The organism is Halovibrio variabilis, from assembly GCF_007991175.1.
In the GTDB taxonomy this organism is placed as follows: domain Bacteria; phylum Pseudomonadota; class Gammaproteobacteria; order Pseudomonadales; family Halomonadaceae; genus Vreelandella; species Vreelandella variabilis.
In genome coordinates this window covers 48868-69230 of the sequence record NZ_BJXV01000020.1, presented here as the reverse complement: position 1 = coordinate 69230, position 20363 = coordinate 48868, and the positions used below count along the sequence as shown (strand labels likewise).

The window sequence follows — 20363 nt, the reverse complement described above, 5'->3', positions numbered from 1 at the left end:
TTTTCTGCTCAGTGTGTTCTTGTTATCTGCTCAGATTGTTACCAGTCCGGCCCAAGCTGCACTTGAACCACCCCGAAAAATCCCTCGTATTATAAAGATAAGCGCGTCCAATGACCACATCCCTGATGGTCGTCGAAAGTGCTATAGACATTGGCAAAAGACGCTTTAGGGATCAAAAAAACGCCACCCGAGGGTGGCGTTGTTCATTTTTATAGGTTTCTAGCCCGGCATGCGGCCACTTCTAGTACCACAGGTTAGTGCGGTAGCGTTAGGAAACGCACGTTCGACATTTGCTGCAAGATGCGCACGACTTGGCAACTGTAACCAAACTCGTTGTCGTACCACATATAAACGACCGCATGATGCCCGTTTGCAATGGTGGCCTTGGCATCCACGATGCCCGCATGGCGGTTGCCCACAAAGTCGGACGACACCACTTCCGCAGAGTCAACAAAATCAATCTGTTTCTGGTAGGCGGAGTCAATCGACATACGCCGTAGGTAGTCATTTAGCGCCACTACATCGGTGGATTTATCCAGGGTTAGATTGAGAATCGCCATGGAAACATTGGGGATCGGCACGCGAATCGCGTTACCGGTCAGCTTACCCTCAAGCTCGGGCAGCGCCTTGGAAACGGCTTTAGCCGCACCGGTTTCGGTCAATACCATGTTCAGCGCCGCGCTGCGGCCACGCCGATCCCCCTTATGGTAATTATCGATGAGGTTTTGGTCGTTGGTGTAAGCATGCACGGTTTCGACGTGACCATTTACCACACCATATTCATCATTTAACACTTTCAAAACCGGCACAATCGCATTTGTCGTGCATGATGCCGCAGAGACAATCACATCCTCATCGCCAATGGACGCATGATTGATGCCATAGACGATGTTCTTGATATCGCCTTTCCCCGGCGCGGTCAGCAGCGCCTTGGCAGCGCCGTTACACTGAAGGTGTTGCCCCAGGCCCGCCTCATCGCGCCAAATACCGGTGTTATCGACAATCACCGCGTTGTGGATCGCGTACTCGGTGTAGTCAATTTCGCTGGGCGAGTCGGCGTAAATGACTTGAATGACGTTGCCATTGGCGGTCAGTGTGCGGGCCTCTGCATCGACCATGATAGTGCCGTCAAACGGCCCATGCACAGAATCACGCCGCAGCAAGCTGGCGCGCTTCTCAAGGTCTTTAGCCACATCGCCCCGGCCACGAACCACAATGGCACGTAAGCGCAGCAGGTTACCGCCACCGGCTTTCTCAATCATTACCCGTGCCAGCAGGCGGCCAATACGGCCAAAACCATAGAGCACCACATCTTGTGGCTCGCCCTTGCTGCCCCCTGGCTGATAGCCATCAATGATCTCGTTCAGCTCTTTGCGCAGAAAGGCCTCAACATCACCGCCACCCTGGCGCTTAAACATCACCGCCAGCTTGCCCACATCGACATGCGCAGGACCAAGGTTCAGCGCGACCATGCCCTTCAAAATAGGGTAGGTATCCTCAACGAAGAGCTCGGTTCCTTCCAGTTTACGCACAAAACGGTGGTCTTTAAGAATCCGAATGACCGACCGTTTGATCAGAGAACGCCCGAACATGGTGGCAACAACGTTATTCTGGCGATAGAGCTGTCCCACTAACGGGATCATTTGCTCCGCCAAGGCTTCGTTACCCTGCCATTGTTGAAAAACATTTTCGAGCGTTTGCTGACTCACGGGCGGCCTCATCAGGAAATGGGAAAAGAGCAAGCATTATCCCGGGCCGGTGCAGTCGCCGCAATGCGTGGATAGTCGCACACCATGTAGGGGTATTACAGAATCGTCGATCTCACTACAAAACCCTCTCTTAGCCAAGATTAAGCTGCTACCAAAAGCCACGGCACTCTATCTGCAACGAGTGATCGTGTATGATCTTGTTTCCGTTTCAGCGCAAAACGATATTTTGATTATGCCAACTTTCTCTCTGCTCGAACCGCCCCAGCCTCAAGGGACTCGCGATACGCTCTACTGGACATCGCCACCGGGCAGCGCGACTGCGCTGGCACTGTCCCGGGTCGCCACTGACGCCCCGCTATTGGTGATCACCCCCAATACGGCAAGCGCGCAGCGCCTTGAGCAGGATTTGTATTTTTACAGCGACGTACCGGTACTGCCCTTCCCCGATTGGGAAACGCTGCCCTACGATAGCTTTTCACCCCATCAAGATATTGTGTCGTCCCGACTGCGTACGTTACGCCAACTTCAGGATGGCGTGCGCGGCATTGTGCTGGTGCCGATCAATACGCTGATGCAGCGCCTGCCACCGGTTGAGTACATTGCCGGGCGGGTCATGACGCTTAAAACCGGCGAACGCCTGGATCGTGAAGCGTTTCGTGAATCGCTCTCCCGAGCCGGCTATCGCGCCGTTGAAACGGTTTACGAGCCCGGCGAATACGCCATGCGCGGCGCGCTGATCGACCTGTTTGCGATGGGCATGGATGAGCCGATCCGCATCGATCTGTTTGACGATGAGATCGATACCCTGCGCCACTTCGACCCCGGCAGCCAGCGCTCAACCGACAAACTTGAATCACTTGAACTGCTCCCGGCCCACGAGTACTCCCTCAGCCGCAGTGCGATTGCCTGTTTTCGCGAGCAGTTTGAGACCCTGTTTGATGTCGATCCGCGTCAATGCACGCTTTATAACGACGCGTTAAAAGGCATTCCCTCACCGGGGCTTGAGCATTACCTGCCGCTGTTTTTCGAACAAACCGCCTCGCTGTTCGACCACCTCACAGACGACACCCGGGTGGCGTTACTACCGGGGGTTTTTGCTGCTGCCGAACAGCACTGGCAGGCGATTGACGCCCGCTACGTCAATTTAGGCGTTGACCCGACGCGCCCACTGCTCCCCCCCCACCGGGCGTTTTTCCCCGTCAACGACGTGTTCTCAGCGATAAAAGCACGCCCGCGCATAGAGCTGACCGAGGATAGCGAACAGCGCCATGCCCAGCTTCCTGACGCCTCATCGCTGCCCTCGCTGGCGATCAATGCGCGCGCCAAGCATCCCCTTGGCGAACTGTCAGCTTTTTTGACATCGCACCCGACCACCCGCGTGCTGTTTGTGGCGGAATCGCGGGGCCGCCGCGAAGCATTGGAAGAAACACTGGCACCGTTAAAGCTATCGCTGCCGCACACTGATAGCTTTCACGCCTTTTTGGCCAGCGATGAACAGTTTGCGATTACCGAAGGCTTAGTCGATAGCGGCTTGTGGCTTAACAACCCCAGCGTCGCGGTGATTAGCGAAACCGAGCTATTTGGCGACGTGGTGCGCCAAAGCCGTCGACGCGAAAAAGCCACCGATGATAACGAACTGGCGGTGCGCCACCTGTCGGAGCTACGCGAAGGGGCGCCAGTGGTTCACCAAGCCCACGGCGTTGGCCGTTATTTAGGGCTGGAAACCTTAGAGGCTGGCGGCCAGGCGAATGAATTCCTGGCCCTTTCCTACGCCAATGGCGCCAAGCTGTATGTGCCTGTCGACAGCCTGCACCTAATCTCGCGTTATAGCGGCGCCGATGATGACCTCGCCCCGCTGCATAAACTCGGCTCAGACCAGTGGGAAAAAGCCCGCCGCAAAGCCGCTGAAAAGATTCGTGATACCGCCGCCGAACTGCTGGACGTCTATGCTCGCCGAGAAGCCCAGCAGGGCGTTGTTTACGAAGCGCCAGGCGACGAATATCTACGCTTTGCCGGCAACTTCCCGTTTGAGGAAACCGCCGACCAGCACGCGGCAATTGAAGCGGTCATCAGCGACATGACCTCGCCGCAGCCGATGGATCGCGTGGTGTGTGGCGATGTCGGCTTTGGCAAAACCGAAGTCGCCATGCGTGCGGCTTTTCTGGCCGTTCAGTCCGGCCGTCAAGTGGTGGTCCTGGTGCCCACTACGCTACTGGCGCGCCAACACTTCGAGAACTTCCGCGACCGTTTTGCCGACACCGCCGTCAATATCGGCGTGATCTCTCGCTTCACCGGCGGAAAAGACATCAACCAAACGTTGGAAAGCATTAAGAACGGTCAAACGGATATTGTCATTGGCACCCACAAGCTGCTCTCGAAAAGCGTTGCGCTGCCCAAGATGGGGCTGCTCATTATTGATGAGGAGCACCGTTTTGGCGTGGCGCAGAAAGAGAAACTCAAAACGCTACGCGCCGAAGTCGATATTTTGACGCTCACCGCGACCCCCATCCCGCGCACGCTCAATATGGCCATGAGCGGCATCCGCGACCTGTCGATCATTGCCACGCCGCCGGCCCGCCGACTCTCGGTGAAAACCTTTGTACAGCAGCACGACACCAGTGTGATCAAAGAGGCCCTGCTACGCGAAATACTCCGCGGTGGACAAGTCTATGTGCTGCACAATGAAGTCAAAACCATCGAAAACGAAGCGCAAAAAATTCGCGAACTCGTCCCCGAGGCCCGGGTAGGTGTCGCCCACGGCCAGCTACCCGAACGCAGCTTAGAACGCATCATGTCGGACTTCTACCACCGCCGTTTTAACGTTTTGGTATGTTCGACCATCATTGAAACCGGTATTGACGTACCCAGCGCCAATACCATCATTATTGAACGCGCCGATAAATTTGGCTTGGCACAGCTGCACCAGCTACGCGGCCGGGTTGGCCGCAGTCACCATCAGGCTTACGCCTATTTATTAACCCCGCCCCCCAAAGCCATGACACGGGATGCGATAAAACGTCTGGAAGCGATTAGCGCCTCGGATGATTTAGGCGCTGGCTTTACCCTGGCCAGCCACGACATGGAAATTCGTGGGGCGGGCGAATTATTGGGTGATGAGCAGAGCGGGCAAATGGAAACCATTGGCTACACCCTTTATATGGAGATGCTCGACCGCGCGGTAAAAGCGATCCGCGCGGGCAAAACACCCAATATCGAAGCACCCTTCAATACCGGCGTGGAAATCAACCTCAATCTGCCCGCATTGATCCCCAATGACTATATTCACGACGTGCAACAGCGGTTAGTGATGTACAAGCGAATAGCCAATACCCAGAGCGACAGCGAGCTCAAAGAGTTGCAGGTTGAGCTGATTGACCGCTTTGGCTTGCTGCCCGCCCCGCTCAAAAACCTTATTCGTCAGACTAAGCTGCGTCACCGCGCCGAACAGCTGGGCATCAGCAAGCTTGAGGCTGGCGAGAGCCGCGGCAGAGTGCTGTTTGACAGCAGCACCCAGGTCGATCCATTAACCCTGGTAACGCTCATTCAGACGGCGCCAAAACATTACCGTTTAGACGGTTCTGATACCTTACGGTTTGAATTACCGATGGAAACCGTCGACAAGCGCTTCCAGCAGATAGAGAACCTACTCAACACGCTTAATCAAAAAGTAGCGGCGGCGTGAACCTTGGGGCAAACTTGCTATCAGCCATGCCTTATGGGTCACCACAACGCCCATCAGCATTGAATTAACACATTAGGAACGACCATGAACATTCGCCATACCTTAAATCTTTTGGGGCCCACTAGTTTGGCCGTGCTGCTAGCAGCCAGCCTTACTACCCCGGCTTTTGCGCAATCGGCGGAAGACCAAGCAGGTAGCCAAGAGCAGGAACAGACGCAAGAGCAAGCACAGGAAGTCAGCATCGACGCTGTCGACAGCGCCATTCAAGTGACTGACCGAGATGAGCTACCCCGCGGCCACTTCCGCCTGCCAGAAAACGGGGACGTGATTGGGGAGCGCTACACCGTCGTGGTAAAAGACCCCAAGCAGACCCTGATCGATATCGCCCGGCGTCACAACATTGGCTACGAAGAGATTCGCATGGCGAATCCCGATGTCAGCCTCTGGGTGCCAGGCGTGGGTACCGAGGTGGTGATTCCTGCTCAATACATCCTGCCACCCGCACCGCGGGAAGGGGTGGTGATCAATTTGTCGGAACTGCGCCTGTATTACTACCCCGCAGATAAACCCGGCATCGTCGAGACCTATCCGGTCAGCGTCGGGCGTGAAGAGTTCGCAACGCCAGTGGGCATCACCCGCACTACCGTTAAGGTTAAAGACCCCGCCTGGGCACCGCCCTCTTCCATGCGCCGTGAGGCAGCCGAGCGTGGCGAACCTGCGCCGTCCGTCGTGCCGCCCGGCCCGGATAATCCCTTAGGCGAACATGCGATTTTGTTGGCGATGCCGAGCTACCTGATTCACGGCACCAACCGCCCCGATGGCGTTGGAATGCGGGTCAGCCGAGGCTGTATCCGCATGTATCCGGAAGACATCGAATCGCTCTACGAACGCTTACCGAGCGGTACACAGGTCAATCTGATGGATGCCCCATTCAAGGCAGGCTTAGCCGCCGACGGCACCTTGTTTGTGCAGTCGTTTCCGCAAATTAGAAAGAATGAGAGTAATTTCGAGCCGCTGCTTAACGCCCTTGAGCGTGTTTCTGAGCTAACCGAGGAAGGGGTTGAGATCGATGCCGACCAGATCCAGCGCGCCATCATAGCGCCAAACGGCCAGTTTATTGCTTTACACGGCCCTCAAGCCCCCAAGCCAGAACCTGAACCCGTTGAGCTATTTAATGAGGTTAAGCTTAGCGCAACGCCTGCCACTGACGAAGACGCCTAGCCGAAGCCGCAGCAACAAAAAACCCCGCTAAGGCGGGGTTTTTTGCGTAGCTAGTGCCAAAACCTGCGGGTCCGACGTCTTAACTAACGACGTCCTACTTTCGGTATCTTAACTAACTACAGCTTTCATCCAACGGCTATTGAGAGAGCCCGATGGCTCTCTCGCCAGCCCAAGCAGAATTACTTCTGCATGGAACGCTGGAACATACGGTTCATTTCTTCACGGTTCTGCTCAGACATCTGCATAGCAGCCTGCGCATCGCGCTGGGCTTGGTTTGCAGTGTTCATAGCTTGTGAAGCCATGCTGCGTGCTTCTGCAGCGTCAGCCTGTGCAGATTCTGCTGTCATGCGAACTTCTTCCAGCGCACTGGTAGAAGCACAACCAGCAAGAATTGCCAGTGAAGCGGCAGCAGCGGTCATCTTGAGAGTAGTTTTCAGAGTCATAATGTTCTCCTTGAGTCGTCCTTGGGTACTACATTAAGGGTATGACAAAAATAAAACTAAAAGCTTAGCTTAAATTTGTCTACCTGCGGTGCAGGTTCTTTTCAATGACTTGTGCTTTGAAGCACGCAGTCAAACGCTGTTTTATAATAGACCACAGCGGTTGTCTATAGCCACTTCTTTAAAACCTCGAACTTCCTTCAACGCCATTAGCTTAACGGATCACTACACGAGTGCCAACACCCACCAGCTCTGCCAAGCGATCAATTTGCGCGTTGGTAACGGCTACACACCCTTGGGTCCAATGATAGCGCCCATGGATATCGGGGTCTGCGCTACCCAGGCCGTGGATCCCAATTGCCCCGCCAAGGGCAGTGTTTTGCGGTGGGTAGCCATGGCGACGGTAGTAATCGAAGTAATCGTCATAATCAGCTTGAGAATAAATACCTTTTTCCAGCGCCATGCGGGCGTGCGGTGGCGTTGGATAATCAATGCTCATAAAGGTACGCCACTGGCTTTCGTAATTAAAACGATTGATACGAAACTCGCCAAGCGGGGTCACATTATCGCCGCGAATACGCTGCGTCTTGGCCCCAGAGCGGCCCAATGATACGGGCACAAAGCGCTCTACCAGCGCGTTGCCCCTAAACACACTCAGCGCTGCCTCTTGGTCATCCACCAACACCCATAACTCGTTACTATGGCGTGGCACAGGCGCACGGGCCAGCATTGTTTCCACCAGGTCCGCACCGCCCGCCAGACTAGGTACATTGACGGCCGCACTGGCAACGGCTGGCAGACTCAGCGCCATGGCTAAAAAACGGCGGCGATTGACAGGAATCATGATAGCTCTCGAAACAAATTAGCCTGTGGTGAATCGACTAGGTATATCTAGTCGCTGTTATACCTTATTCCCACGTTCGCCGTTAGTCATTTCGTCATACGTACAGCGAAAAAGCAGGCTAATAACAGGGTGGTGCGAATCAAACGCCTTGCAATTCTTCAATGCTCGCCATGATGTGGCGTATTTCAGCATTATGTCCGTTTGCCAACGAGGTAAAAAACTCCTCCTCAGGCTCAATTTTTGCGCGTTCCGCACGACGCTCATAAAGTTCTTGTAAACGTTGGTGAGCCGTGGTTACTGTCTTCATCACCTCTTCAATCGAGCCAGCTACCGCCTGTTCCGCCAGCTTGTCCAGCTCTGGTGGCTGGGGGAAGTCTTTTGAATCATCGAACCATGTTTCCATTACTTCAGTATGCCCAGAATCATCTTGAAACAGATCGTCAAGGCCTGTTTTCATTTTTAACTCACGGCTGGCTAAGTAGGTCAACACCATTTGTAAACGCTCATTATCGGCATTGTCAGCCGCTTCACTGTATTGGCGTGCCATTCGCGCGTGAAAGCCCGCAGCCCATTCAATTAAATCCTTCACTTGGTTATAGCGCATCATGCTTCTCCTTTCCTAAGTGCTTAACTGCGCGGATGCCGTTAGGGCACTCTATTACCACTCCTGACTGGTTTCGCGCAGGGCGCCTATCTCATGCTTGGCAGCCTGAAGGTTATCCAGCAGCTGCTGGCGCAAGCTGGTTTGGCTACCTACTGCAATCATAGCCGGGTTTTGCACCGTACGCCGTGCAGCGCCTTCATCGCTATGCAAACGCTCTAATTGAACGGCTAGCCAATTCAACCAGCTCTCTGGCTGCGCTTTCAAATCGCGAAGGCGCTGCAACTCCGCCAGCTCGGGACCGTCTTGGGCAAGTAAAACGGTCCAACGGTGCTCCGCTAAGCGGGCATGCTCGGTGACCTCACGCAGCAACGATTCCAGCGCCAGCTCAAACAGTGCCAAGGCGCTCTCCTCCAGCGCCATTTGCCGCGACTGGGTGTGTTCATCCTCGCCTATGGGCAACGCGACGAGTAGCTCAGCTTGATAAAGCAATTGGTTGGTTCGTGACCGTGCACTCACTTACGCTTATCCTCCACGTGCCATTTACCGGCATCAAACATGGCTTTCCAACCGGTCGCTTTGCCCTCTTCATCAGTCATCACGTACTGCTCTTTACTCTTACGCGAATAACGGATTTGCGCGGGACGACCGTCCGGGTCTTCGCTGGGCGCTTTGAGAATAAAGTGGTACTTCTCAGGTAGCTCATCGGCATGCGCCTTCAGCTCTTTTACCAGCGGCGGCCGTGTTTCACGATTTTTAGGGAATTTGCTGGCTGCCAAAAATAGCCCACTCGCTCCATCCCGCAGCACGTAATGGTCATCAACTTTCTGACAGGCCAGCTCCGGCATCGGAATAGGGTCCATTTTGGGCGGCGCGACTTCCCCGCTTTTCAGTAACTTGCGGGTGTTTTTGCATTCGCTGTTGGTACACCCAAAATATTTACCAAAACGGCCTGATTTCAACTGCATTTCAGAACCGCACTTGTCACACTCGATCACCGGGCCTTCGTAGCCCTTAATCTTGAATTTTCCGCTTTCGACCTCGTAGCCGTCACAATCGGGACTATCACCACAGATGTGCAGCTTACGCGTCTCGTCAATCAGATAGTTATCCATTGCCGTGCCGCATTTGGGGCAGCGGCGCTTGGCACGTAGCGCAATGGCTTCGGCTTCTTCATCGGCGTCTTCCGCAACGGCTTCTTCGCCAGGAATAAGGTCGATGGTGGTCTTGCAGCGCTCTTTTGGCGGCAGATTATAGCCGCTACAGCCCAGGAACACCCCCGTCGATGCCGTCCGAATTTGCATATGACGCCCGCAGGTCGGGCAGTCGATGTTCGTCGGCACCGGCTGGTTGGGCCGCATACCGTCTTCGCTTTCCGCTTTGGCAAGTTCCTCACGAAATTCGCCATAGAAGGCATCGAGCAATGCGCGCCAGTTACGCTCGCCTTCGGCGACTTCATCCAGGCTATCTTCCATCCGCGCCGTGAACGAGAAGTCCATCAAATCAGGGAAAGACTCTTTTAGCCGCTCAGTGACGATATCACCCAGTTTTTCGGCATAAAAGCGGCGGTTTTCCAACTTTACGTAGCCGCGATCTTGAATGGTCGAGATAATCGAGGCGTAAGTAGAAGGTCGGCCGATGCCCTGCTTCTCAAGCTCTTTGACCAAGCTTGCTTCGGTGTAACGCGGTGACGGTTTGGTAAAGTGTTGCTGAGGATCAAGCGCTTCCAGCGCCATCGGCGTGCCCTTGGGCAGGTCGGGCAGGCTCTGATCTTCGTTCTTACCGCCGGGCTTCATTACCCGGGTGTAACCATCAAACTTAAGCACCCGGCCTTTCGCGCGCAGCTCGTAGCCATCAACCTCGACACTGAGCGTGCTCGATAGGTATTGGGCCGGCGTCATTTGGCAGGCCAAGAACTGGCGCCAGATCAGCTCATACAGACGTTCGGCATCACGTTCCATACCCGCCAAATCGGCGGCTTTACGCTCGACGCTCGATGGGCGAATCGCCTCATGAGCCTCTTGGGCACTCTCTTTACTGCTGTAGCGATTAGGCGCTTCGGGCAGGTAGCGCTCACCAAACTCTTCACCAATATAGCTGCGTGCACCTTCCACCGCGTCTTTCGACAAGTTAGTGGAGTCGGTACGCATATAGGTGATGTAACCCGCCTCGTAAAGCCGCTGGGCCATGGTCATGGTTTTCTTAACCGAAAACCCTAACCGGCCACTGGCGGCCTGCTGCAGCGTTGAGGTAATGAAGGGAGCGGTAGGTTTAGAGCTGGTGGGCTTGTCTTCCCGAGAGGTAATCGCCAGTTTGGCTTTTCGCAACTGTTCGATACGCGCCAGGGTGTCTTTTTCAGACGTGGGCCGAAAGGCTTTACCGTCTTGTCGCACCAAGGCAAACCGCACGAGCTCACCGTCTGGCGAGACCAGATCGGCGTTTACGTCCCAGAATTCTTCAGGGATAAAAGCGCGAATTTCACGCTCACGCTCGACAATCAGGCGCACCGCAACGGATTGCACACGCCCAGCTGACAGCCCACGCGCCACTTTCGCCCACAGCAAAGGCGAAAGCATAAAGCCCACGACACGATCCAGAAAGCGCCTGGCTTGCTGCGCTTCTACCCGGGGAATATTTAGCGTACCCGGGGCTTTGAACGCGTCCTGGATAGCGTTTTTGGTGATTTCATTAAACACCACGCGCTTGTAGCGACTGTCATCGCCGCCAATGGTCTCGCGTAGGTGCCAAGCAATGGCTTCCCCTTCGCGGTCCAAATCCGTCGCGAGATAGACGGCATCGGCTTTCTCAGCCAGTTTTTTCAGTTCAGCGACGACTTTCTCTTTTCCCGGCAACACTTCGTAGCGTGCTTCCCAGCCGTTATCGGGGTCTATGCCCATACGCCGAATCAACTGATCTTGGCTTTTGCGCTTTTTACTCTCTAGCTTCTCTTCCGCCGACATCTTGCGTGTCGCTGCGGCCTGGCGAGCGCGCTCCTTGGGATCGGAGGCTGCCTTACCTGAGCCGCTGGTCGGCAGGTCACGGATGTGACCCACGCTCGACTTCACGATGAAATCGTTGCCGAGATATTTATTAATCGTCTTCGCTTTCGCTGGCGACTCGACGATGACCAGTGACTTGCCCATAGTGCTCCACTTTCCTAATGCACGGACTGTCTAGCGCGTGCTCTGAATTCGGTGTCGTATCGTTGGGATAAAACAGCCCGTTTGCAAGATACGAATGAAAAAAATGCGCCTACCCTACCCCAGCCCTTGGCTAAGCGCCAGTGGCAACCCAGTAGCGGCAATAATCCTCAGATTTCAGATAAAGAGTAGCTAGACACTAGACTGCCACTGGCGTTACAGCAACCCATAAGGTGCTGTAACAAACAAAGCGCCCCCGCCTAATAGGCGGGGGCGCTTGAAGCTAACGTACTGTCTCAGGTGCTTTTTTAGCGTTTACGCGGGGCCTTTCGACGCCCTGTATCGCTACCCGGCTTGGCCGACTCCTCGCTTGCCGGTTCGTTAGTGGCAGAGGTTTTTTCACCCTTTTGCTCGGTGTCCGTCGGGGTCTTAGACGTGGTCTTGGCGGCGTCTGGTTTTGCAGCGGTTTCTGCTGGCCGCGTTGCGGCGGGCTTGGCTGCTGTCGGCTCTGCGCTAGCCTCCTCCGTTACTGGCTGAGACGTCGCTGGCTTGCTGGGCCTGGCCTTATCAAACAGCGCTTTGATCTGCTCAAAGCGTTCAGCGGTGTGCTCTGAAAGCTCACCACTGGCGGCAAAAACATGCTCAAGATGGCTCAAATAGCCGTCAATATCGTCATTAGTGTGCCCCGCTAGCAATGTCGGCAGTGAGTTAAGCGCCTTTTCACGGTCCAATTTCAAAATAAAAAACTGCTCGCGCACTAGACGCTTAAACTCACTCAGCTGGATGCCTGGCTCAAGTTCTGCACGCGAGGCACGAAGCCGCTTGAAGTTACGCTCATCTGTCGCGGGAGCACCGCCCAAGACATAAATCAGCGAGCGCATGACGGCTTCATGAGCCCCGCCTGAGGCGATTTTAGCGCGCAATTCTTCCTGGCGCTGCTCAACAAAGCGACGACGCTCAGGCTCGGCGCCCGGACGCCGCCGATGCACGTGCGCATCGCCATGCAGGCCAACGGCCGCCTGTAGAAGCGGCTGGCCGTAAATATCCATAAACATTTTTTCGGTATTGGCGTCGCGCAGGTCACGCATCGCGTTCAAGCTAGCGACCAGCTGGTCAGACCCCATGCTCTCAAACGTTTTGAACACATTGTCTTGTGACACGGGATGGCGATTTTTGCGCACAGCATCCGCCATTACCGGCAATGGCACAGACAGCGGATTGCGGTCAGACAACAGCTTGTAGCCCAAACGGATGGGGTGCATGCGGCGAATCCAACGAGCGGCCTCTGGCGTCATAGTGGCTTTTAGCCAGGGCTGAAGAAAGAGCCGATACATACCAAGGTTAATTTCTGAAATACGCGCTACGGTGGCAAAGCGGCGATCATCTTCCGGTTTATGCTTCACTTCCTGGTCGAGTTCTTCGAAATTACGCGGCGTGAACTCAAGCAGGTAATCGCGCTCGTACAGCTCGGCGTCTTCGCCCGTTCCGGCCTTGGTCACCGAGGTTTCGTATAAACCCGGCGGTAACACGTCGATATAATCCATATTCGCCGTGAACTCAGTGTGCTCTTTGCGCGAGACACTGCCCGAGACAAAAATACCTAAGTGCCCGGTCGTATCGTGCATGCAATACACGATGGTTTGTTCATTGGCGACAATGTCATCTACGTCTTCATAAAGATCGCGAACCCAGCCCAGCGCTTGTGGCGGCGGGGTAATGTCATCGCCACGCGAACAAAACACCACCACTGGCGAGCGCACATTGCGCAGGTCAATGCGACGCCCATCGTGAGTGACCAGTTGCGCGGTGGATAACCGGTTGCCGATAAACAAGTTATCGACGATATACTGGATTTCTTCTCCCCCCAAGACAACGTGGCCGCCCCACCAGCGCTCGAACTCAAGGTAGCGACCCGCTTCCGTGTCGATATTGTCGTAGAGGTGATACTGCTTTTTCCAATGGGTATTGGCCGGGTTGAGGCGCTCAAAATTCTGCACCAGCCATGCGCCATCGAACTGGCCATTGCCAATATCGCTGGTGAGCGCGGTAATCCAACTGCCCCCGGCCATGCCACCGGTGTAGCGCATAGGCGCTTTGCCGTGTTCGCCCGCCCAGTAGGAAAGCGGGGCCCCGGCAATCAGAATAGGACCGAAAACGTCCGGCTCTAAGGCAGCGGCCATCATCAGCTGCCAGCCCGCCTGACAGTTACCTACCACCATGGGTTTTTCGGACGTCTCTGGATGAAGCTCAATCACGTGGCGCAAGAAAGCGACTTCCGACTCAACCACATCCTCGACGGTTTGCCCCGGCTCTGGAAACGGCAAAAAACCAATGAAATAACAGGGGTGACCCGCTTTGAGCGCTACGCCCAACTCGCTGTCAGGTTTAAAACCGCCAATCCCTGGCCCGTGCCCTGCGCGCGGGTCGACCACCACAAAGGGCCGTTTTTGCTGATCGATTTCAGTACCTTCATGGGGCAATACACGCAATAGCTCGTAGTTGGTTGGGCGCGGCAGCGTCCGACCGTCCACTAACACTTCAGTATCGAACCCCAGCACATTAGGCTTGGTTTGCTCCATGTGCTCAAGATATTGATTGCCTCGCTCGCGCATGACATCCAAGTACAGAATGCTGCGCTCGGCGCTGTCGCGCCAGTAATCGAAAGCCGCACGGCCAAATCCGAATGGATCAAACAGCGACGCGAGCGCTGCGCTACCGGGAAGGGTAGAGTGACCATTTTGTTGCTTTGACCATCCGTCTGTAATAGCGGTAGCGGCAAGCAATGGATTGGTGAGAAAGTTCATAGGTTCCCCCATTGGGTTGATGCACAGGCATCAGGACCCGAAAGCGATGATGCTGCAACGCAATATAGTTTAGGCTACTACCCGCAAAACGTCGATCATTAACCCCGACTTTTCACACCAACGACACGAGAGGGCCGCCGCAAACATAACGCCCTACGGTGTCCCGTTATTGGCAAGATATGTTACATTAAGGTATTAGTTTGGCCGATTACCCAGCGAGCTACGTATCAATTGGCAGGTGATCAGAGAGCAACGCAGCGACTCAATCGTTTTTCTCACTACCCTGCCTATCTCACATTAGAGAGGCTCTGTCCCTATGAGCAATAATCCCTCGCAGCGCGTGTCTAGCGGTGAAAAATTCCGCAACGAACATGGCATGACGGTGATTAAAGATGGTATGAAGCAGCGCAAAGAGCAGGCAGAGGCCCCGTCTCTTGAGCGCAAGCCGAAGTGGCTTCGAGCACAGATCCCAGGCGGCGAGCGCTTTGAAGCGGTTAAGAAAAATGTCGCCACGCACCGTCTAAGCACCGTTTGCGCTGAATCCCATTGTCCCAATATGGGCGAGTGTTGGAGCAACGGCACGGCGACCATCATGCTCATGGGCTCCGTCTGTACGCGCGCCTGCCAGTTTTGCGCCGTCGACACCGGCAACCCGCAGGGCTGGTTAGACCATGACGAACCCGAAAACACCGCCAAGTCGGTCGAATTAATGGGGTTGCGCTACATCGTCTTGACCTCGGTAGACCGTGACGACCTTGACGATGGCGGTGCCACGCATTACGCCAACTGCATTCGCGCGATTAAAACGCGCACGCCCGATGTGGTAGTGGAAGCCTTAACCCCCGACTTTGATGGCGAAACCACGGCGATTGAACGGGTCGTCGATTCTGGTTTGCAGGTATTTGCTCAAAACGTTGAAACCGTTGAACGGCTAACCGGACGCGTACGCGATCGGCGGGCGGGATATCGCAAAACCCTTGATGTACTTGCCCACGCTAAACGCTACCGCCCCGATATCATCACCAAAACCAGTATCATGCTGGGGCTGGGCGAGACCGACGAAGAAATCTTGCAAACCTTTGACGACCTTCGCGAAATTGGCGTGGATATCGTCACCCTCGGGCAGTACTTACGGCCAACCAAGAACCACCTGGCGGTTGAGCGTTGGGTAACGCCTGAAGAGTTTGATCGCTATCGCGTGATTGGCCTGGAAAAAGGCTTTATGGAAGTCCCTTCGGGCCCGTTAGTGCGCTCCAGCTATCGCGCTGACCGCGTGTTCGAGAAAAACAACCTGGGGCTTGCCTCACCTGCCGCGGTCCCTGGCCAGCAGCAGGAAGCAAACCCTGACCTTATCCCGGCATTAAACGTAGGCTAAGCATAGCTCTAACGCTTTATAGAGCCCACTGAAATGGCGCTTCGTCACTCTGTGTAGAGTTATCTCTACCAGAGTGGGAGTGGGAGGTAGCTTTAGCTCGCGACTTCTCAGGCTACCAGCCTGACTACCGTAAGGGAGCTGATGGCTCCCTTTTTATAGTGGCGAGTTATAGCGGCGAGCGATCAACACGCACCAAATGACGGCTTAACTGTGCGGCTAGCACATTGGCAAGCTGCTCACCTACCTGATGATCGCTAGGTATTGAAACAAAATCAGCCAGCTTTGCCATCGGCATATCCGCATAGCCGCAGGGGTTAATACGCAAAAAAGGCGCTAGATCGCCGTCGACGTTTAATGCCACGCCGTGAAAGCTTGCCCCCCGCCGAATACGCAACCCCAGCGAGGCAATCTTAGCCTCACCCAGCGCTGTCACCACATAAACACCGGGGGCATCGGGGCGTGCTCGTGCGCTCACCCCATAGCTACTCAACACCTCAATCACTGCGTTTTCGAGAGCGGTGACTAAGTGGCGTACGCCAATTTTGCCACGCCGCACATCCAACAGCGGATAAAGCACCACTTGCCCAGGGCCGTGGTAGGTGACTTGCCCACCACGATCCACATGCACCACTGGGATATCGCCTGGCATGAGTAAATGTTCGGGCTTACCCGCCTGCCCTTGGGTAAACACCGGGTCATGCTCAACTAGCCAGAACTGATCCGGCGTGTGTGGATCGCGGTTATCAGTCAGGGCGCGCATCGCCTCCCATACGGGAACATACGCTTGGCGACCCAAATTGTGTAACTCTATGGGCACTGAGTCGTTCACGATTACACCACCATGTGAACACGACCCGTGGCCTTAAGATCGTCAAACAGCCCCTTAATGTGCCCCTCGCCGGTTGCCCTGATAACGACACGTACCGATTGAAAACGTCCGTTGCGACTATCAACCACCTGCATCGTGGTGGCATCGAAATCGGGCGCATGGCGCACGATCACTTGGCACACGCAGGCCGGAAAATCCTCGGCGGCATCACCAACGATTTTTAACGAATAATCACAGGGAAAGGTGATTTTAGGCGGTGCTTGCACCGTCGGCTGGCGCAAATCGCGCAAGCCTTGAGGAGCATTTTTTTTCATGGCAAACCTATTTTTCGAAACTGCGTACCTGACAGGCACACATGGGAGCCAATCAGGGTACGGTGATTAAGGACTGATTAATCCGTAAAACGACTAATCAAATTACTAAAAAAGCGCTGCACCTGATCAAAAAGACGCTTGAACAAGCCGCCCTCTTCAATGTTTTCAAGGGCTACCAAACGACGCTCACCGACCACCTCGTCGCCTAGATGCACTTCCAGGGTACCGACCTCGTCGCCGACAGCAACCGGCGCCTGTAGATCCGGGTTAAGGTTGAGGCGCGCGCGAAGCTCTTCATTGCGGTTACGCGGCAGGGTCATAAAGACTTCTTCATCAACGCCCACCCGCAGCTCGTTGATATCCCCCCCCCAAACGCGTGGCGTTGCCAGTACAGCCCCACGTTCGTAGAGCTTCATGGTTTCGAAAAAGCGGAAACCGTAGCTGAGCAGCTTTTGGGTTTCTTGAGCCCGCGCCTCATCAGAGCCGGTGCCCATGACCACTGAAATCAAGCGCATATCATCACGCTTAGCCGATGATACCAGACAGTAACCGGCCTCTGTGGTCCAGCCGGTTTTTAGGCCATCGACCGACGGGTCGCGCCACAGCAAGCGATTGCGATTAGGCTGATCAATACCGCCATAAGAGAAGGTCCGATGGGAGTAAATTTCGTAGTGATCGGGGTAATCATTAATGATGTGCTGCGATAACCGTGCCATATCGTGGGCAGTTGAGTAGTGATTTTCGCCCGGCAAACCGGTAGCGTTCTGGAAATTGGTGTTATTCATGCCCAGTCGCGTGGCATGCTGATTCATCAGATCTGCAAACGGCGCCTCGCCACCCGCCAAGTGCTCGGCCATGGCCACGCTGGCATCGTTACCCGACACGATGATGATGCCATGGAGGAGATCATCCACTGACACTTGATCGCCCACCTCAATAAACATTTTCGAGCCGCCGGTGCGCCAGGCATTCTCGCTAATGTTGATCATATCATCGAGATTAATGGTGCCACGATCCAGCTCACGCTCGACCAAATACGCGGTCATCAGCTTGGTCAGGCTTGCTGGGGGAAGGCGCTCATCCGAGTTATGCTCAGCGAGAATGCGCCCACTGTTCGCATCCATGAGTATCCAGGAACTCGCCGCTAGCTGGGGGGCTGCAGGAATTATCGTTTGCGGCTGTGGGATCACCTGAGCGGACGCCGGGGCAGCGACCGTCACCATGGCAGCAAAAAAGCATAGGCGTGCCGAGCGACCAATGGATGTAAACACGTTCATAACGTCAGTCTCACTTACTTGAAAGCTTACTTGCAAAGCTTATTTGTAAAATACAGCGGCGTGTAAGACGCGCCACAAGAAATATATTAGGGGGGATGAATTATCGCACAACAAAAGCCTGGGGGAACCCTGCTTGTCGCAGTGTTTCGCGTGCCGTTGACGCTTGCCCAGGATTGAGGGGGCCGACTTGGACACGATAGATGTCGGTGTCACTGACAACTCGCACGGCGTGTGGCTGAGCATCCTCTAAGCGCTGCTGCAGCGCTTGCGCACCGTCAGGATTGCCCAGGGCCGCAATTTGTAGATAAACCGCACCCGTTGCATCGCTGCCTGATGGCGACGACGTCACCTCACCCGCTGAAGGGCCAGGCGTTGGCGCTTGTGCGGGCGCCTCACCACCGACTTGGCGTGCCAGCCACTGCTCAGGATTGATCGCTTCAACCTTAACCCGTCCGGTGCCGTTATCAAGAAACCCCAGCCGCGACGCCGCCGCGTAGGAAAGGTCTATTTCACGGTCGCTATGAAACGGCCCCCGGTCATTTACCCTGACAATCACCGAGCGCCCGTTATCCAAGCTGGTCACCCGTGCGAAGGTGGGCAGCGGCAGCGAACGGTGTGCGGCCGACATTTTATACATGTCGTAGATTTCACCGTTTGAGGTAGCGTAGCCATGAAACTTTTCACCGTACCAAGACGCCGTCCCCTGTTTTTCGTAACCGGTTGCATCAGGCAGTACGTGGTAGGTTTTTCCCCACACTTCATAGCTAGAGCGGTTGCCCGCTCGGGAAGGCGGCTCAATACGAGGCACGGCGTCAGGCACTTTGGTCACATCCGGTGGCTCCAGCGGGTAGGCATCACCACTCATGGCATAGCGGCCGCCACTGGTGCCAGCGGCAGGAGTAGCGGGAGCTGCAGCTTGATGAGTAGAATCGGGCACGTCGACCCGCCGGGGGGCATGGCTGGCACAGCCGCTGACCAGCGCTAACACGGCAATCACACCGACCGCCCGCTGGGTCGTCATCAGTTTGCTTTTCATGCCTCATCCTCATGTAGCTCATGGTGCAATTCGGCAATCGCCTCTGCCAACTCGGCTACCGCCATGGCATAAAGATGGCTATGGTTGTAGCGGGTAATGACGTAAAAATTATACTCGCCAAGACGGTAGCGAGTTTCACCATCGGCAAATTCAAGTGCCAGCGGCATCACAAGCAATTCGTTATCGAGCGGCTCATTGGGCGTAAGCCCATGGGCCGCTAGCTGAGCAACGCTCATCTCAGGTGGCGTTATTTGATTAAATGACAGGTCTTCCGGCAATACCGCTGGGCCACTGGCCTGATGATAAATAGCCCCGCCCAGTTTCCAACCATGCTCAGCAAAGTAGTTAGCGACACTGCCGATGGCGTCAACCGGGTTTTCCCAGAGGTCACGCAGGCCGTCGTCGTCAAAATCGACGGCGTAGGCTTGATAGCTGGTGGGAATAAATTGCGGATACCCCATAGCGCCCGCATACGAACCCTGTAGCTGGGTAGGGTCGACCTGCTGCTCGTACGCTATACGTAAAAATGCCGCCAGCTCGCCGCGAAAAAATGCCCCTCTCGACGGGTGATAAAACGCTAGCGTGGCCAGCGAATCCAGTACGCGATGCTGGCCTTTATGCCGACCGTAGTAGGTCTCCACCCCGATGATGGCGGTAATAACTTCCGCTGGCACGCCGTAGGTACTTTCGGCTCGAGCCAAGGCGTCGGCATGGGCGTCTATAAACGCTACGCCTTCCTCAATACGCTGCTGGGTGATAAAAATATCGCGGTACTCATGCCAACGAAGTCGCCGCTCGGCGGCTCCCTCCATAGCGTCTAACACGCTTTGGGTATAACTCGCCCGCCCAAGCGCCTCTTCCAGCCACGCTTGCGGCATTCCCTGCTCTACCAGCTCGTCCATCAGAGCCTGGCTATCAGCATTTTGTTGAGGATCAACGTGTGGCGGCGAATTCGATGATGGCGAATCAGCAAACGCTGCGGGCGTTGCCCAGCACATCAACGCTGCCAACAAGTAGCGGCTTGTCTTACTCTGAACCCTGTTCATTAACTCTCCACTCCTTGAACTGTATGCCAACATCGTCCATTCCCG

General features: G+C 55.2%; 15 protein-coding genes. 3 read left to right on the top strand and 12 right to left on the bottom strand.

The genetic code is table 11. The features are described 5' to 3' along the window. Nucleotides 1–254: 254 nt before the first annotated feature. Nucleotides 255–1709, bottom strand: a complete 1455-nt coding sequence (locus HVA01_RS15290) for a glyceraldehyde-3-phosphate dehydrogenase (protein ID WP_146876273.1) — start codon at nt 1707–1709, stop codon at nt 255–257. A gap of 232 nt (nt 1710–1941) precedes the next feature. Between HVA01_RS15290 and mfd the strand changes: the two genes are divergently transcribed. Continuing rightward, nucleotides 1942–5391: a transcription-repair coupling factor gene (mfd, locus tag HVA01_RS15285; protein ID WP_174787790.1), complete on the top strand. Its 3450-nt coding sequence runs from the start codon at nt 1942–1944 to the stop codon at nt 5389–5391. A gap of 84 nt (nt 5392–5475) precedes the next feature. After that, the gene (locus HVA01_RS15280) at nt 5476–6612 is read left to right on the top strand and encodes a L,D-transpeptidase family protein (RefSeq protein WP_146876271.1); all 1137 of its coding nucleotides are present in this window, start codon (nt 5476–5478) and stop codon (nt 6610–6612) included. A gap of 179 nt (nt 6613–6791) precedes the next feature. Here HVA01_RS15280 and HVA01_RS15275 read toward each other — a convergent pair whose 3' ends face one another. From HVA01_RS15275 to HVA01_RS15250, 6 genes are all read right to left on the bottom strand, one after another. Continuing rightward, a complete protein-coding gene (locus HVA01_RS15275; RefSeq protein WP_146876270.1) occupies nt 6792–7055 on the bottom strand; it encodes an Lpp/OprI family alanine-zipper lipoprotein in 264 nt (87 codons plus the stop codon). A gap of 211 nt (nt 7056–7266) precedes the next feature. Then, nucleotides 7267–7896 carry a L,D-transpeptidase family protein gene (locus HVA01_RS15270; RefSeq protein WP_146876269.1) on the bottom strand — a complete coding sequence of 210 codons (630 nt, stop codon included), beginning with the start codon at nt 7894–7896 and terminating at the stop codon, nt 7267–7269. Between the two features lie 139 nt (nt 7897–8035). Continuing rightward, the gene (locus tag HVA01_RS15265; RefSeq protein ID WP_146876268.1) at nt 8036–8500 is read right to left on the bottom strand and encodes a ferritin family protein; all 465 of its coding nucleotides are present in this window, start codon (nt 8498–8500) and stop codon (nt 8036–8038) included. A 54-nt stretch (nt 8501–8554) separates the two neighbouring features. Continuing rightward, a complete protein-coding gene (locus tag HVA01_RS15260; protein ID WP_146876267.1) occupies nt 8555–9016 on the bottom strand; it encodes a DUF6586 family protein in 462 nt (153 codons plus the stop codon). Continuing rightward, a complete protein-coding gene (gene topA / locus HVA01_RS15255; protein ID WP_146876266.1) occupies nt 9013–11640 on the bottom strand; it encodes a type I DNA topoisomerase in 2628 nt (875 codons plus the stop codon). Before topA ends, HVA01_RS15260 begins: the two co-directional genes overlap by 4 nt. Before the next feature lie 305 nt (nt 11641–11945). Further along, nucleotides 11946–14441 (bottom strand): DUF3141 domain-containing protein, encoded by a 2496-nt coding sequence (locus tag HVA01_RS15250; protein WP_146876265.1) that lies wholly within the window; start codon nt 14439–14441, stop codon nt 11946–11948. Nucleotides 14442–14757: 316 nt separating this feature from the next. Here HVA01_RS15250 and lipA point away from each other — a divergent pair, with 316 nt between their 5' ends. After that, nucleotides 14758–15816 carry a lipoyl synthase gene (gene lipA, locus HVA01_RS15245; protein WP_146876264.1) on the top strand — a complete coding sequence of 353 codons (1059 nt, stop codon included), beginning with the start codon at nt 14758–14760 and terminating at the stop codon, nt 15814–15816. 166 nt (nt 15817–15982) lie between these two features. Here lipA and lipB read toward each other — a convergent pair whose 3' ends face one another. The 5 genes from lipB to mltB all read right to left on the bottom strand — a co-directional run bounded on the left by lipB (nt 15983) and on the right by mltB (nt 20318). Next, entirely contained in the window at nt 15983–16645 is a 663-nt protein-coding gene (gene lipB, locus HVA01_RS15240) for a lipoyl(octanoyl) transferase LipB (RefSeq protein ID WP_146876263.1), read from the bottom strand. Between the two features lie 2 nt (nt 16646–16647). Continuing rightward, a complete protein-coding gene (locus HVA01_RS15235) occupies nt 16648–16959 on the bottom strand; it encodes a YbeD family protein (protein ID WP_146876262.1) in 312 nt (103 codons plus the stop codon). Nucleotides 16960–17036: 77 nt separating this feature from the next. After that, the gene (locus HVA01_RS15230) at nt 17037–18236 is read right to left on the bottom strand and encodes a D-alanyl-D-alanine carboxypeptidase family protein (RefSeq protein ID WP_146876261.1); all 1200 of its coding nucleotides are present in this window, start codon (nt 18234–18236) and stop codon (nt 17037–17039) included. 100 nt (nt 18237–18336) lie between these two features. After that, nucleotides 18337–19272, bottom strand: a complete 936-nt coding sequence (locus HVA01_RS15225; protein WP_146876260.1) for a septal ring lytic transglycosylase RlpA family protein — start codon at nt 19270–19272, stop codon at nt 18337–18339. Further along, the gene (gene mltB, locus HVA01_RS15220; protein WP_146876259.1) at nt 19269–20318 is read right to left on the bottom strand and encodes a lytic murein transglycosylase B; all 1050 of its coding nucleotides are present in this window, start codon (nt 20316–20318) and stop codon (nt 19269–19271) included. Before mltB ends, HVA01_RS15225 begins: the two co-directional genes overlap by 4 nt. Nucleotides 20319–20363 lie beyond the last annotated feature (45 nt).

What these genes read in the sequence shown, in the direction of transcription:
- HVA01_RS15250 (WP_146876265.1), bottom strand. Translation starts at nt 14,441, where the DNA reads ATGAACTTTCTCACCAATCCATTGCTTGCCGCTACCGCTATTACAGAC.
- HVA01_RS15275 (WP_146876270.1), bottom strand. Translation starts at nt 7,055, where the DNA reads ATGACTCTGAAAACTACTCTCAAGATGACCGCTGCTGCCGCTTCACTG.
- HVA01_RS15225 (WP_146876260.1), bottom strand. Translation starts at nt 19,272, where the DNA reads ATGAAAAGCAAACTGATGACGACCCAGCGGGCGGTCGGTGTGATTGCC.
- mfd (WP_174787790.1), top strand. Translation starts at nt 1,942, where the DNA reads ATGCCAACTTTCTCTCTGCTCGAACCGCCCCAGCCTCAAGGGACTCGC.
- lipA (WP_146876264.1), top strand. Translation starts at nt 14,758, where the DNA reads ATGAGCAATAATCCCTCGCAGCGCGTGTCTAGCGGTGAAAAATTCCGC.
- topA (WP_146876266.1), bottom strand. Translation starts at nt 11,640, where the DNA reads ATGGGCAAGTCACTGGTCATCGTCGAGTCGCCAGCGAAAGCGAAGACG.
- HVA01_RS15230 (WP_146876261.1), bottom strand. Translation starts at nt 18,236, where the DNA reads ATGAACGTGTTTACATCCATTGGTCGCTCGGCACGCCTATGCTTTTTT.
- mltB (WP_146876259.1), bottom strand. Translation starts at nt 20,318, where the DNA reads ATGAACAGGGTTCAGAGTAAGACAAGCCGCTACTTGTTGGCAGCGTTG.
- HVA01_RS15270 (WP_146876269.1), bottom strand. Translation starts at nt 7,896, where the DNA reads ATGATTCCTGTCAATCGCCGCCGTTTTTTAGCCATGGCGCTGAGTCTG.
- HVA01_RS15280 (WP_146876271.1), top strand. Translation starts at nt 5,476, where the DNA reads ATGAACATTCGCCATACCTTAAATCTTTTGGGGCCCACTAGTTTGGCC.
- HVA01_RS15265 (WP_146876268.1), bottom strand. Translation starts at nt 8,500, where the DNA reads ATGCGCTATAACCAAGTGAAGGATTTAATTGAATGGGCTGCGGGCTTT.
- HVA01_RS15235 (WP_146876262.1), bottom strand. Translation starts at nt 16,959, where the DNA reads ATGAAAAAAAATGCTCCTCAAGGCTTGCGCGATTTGCGCCAGCCGACG.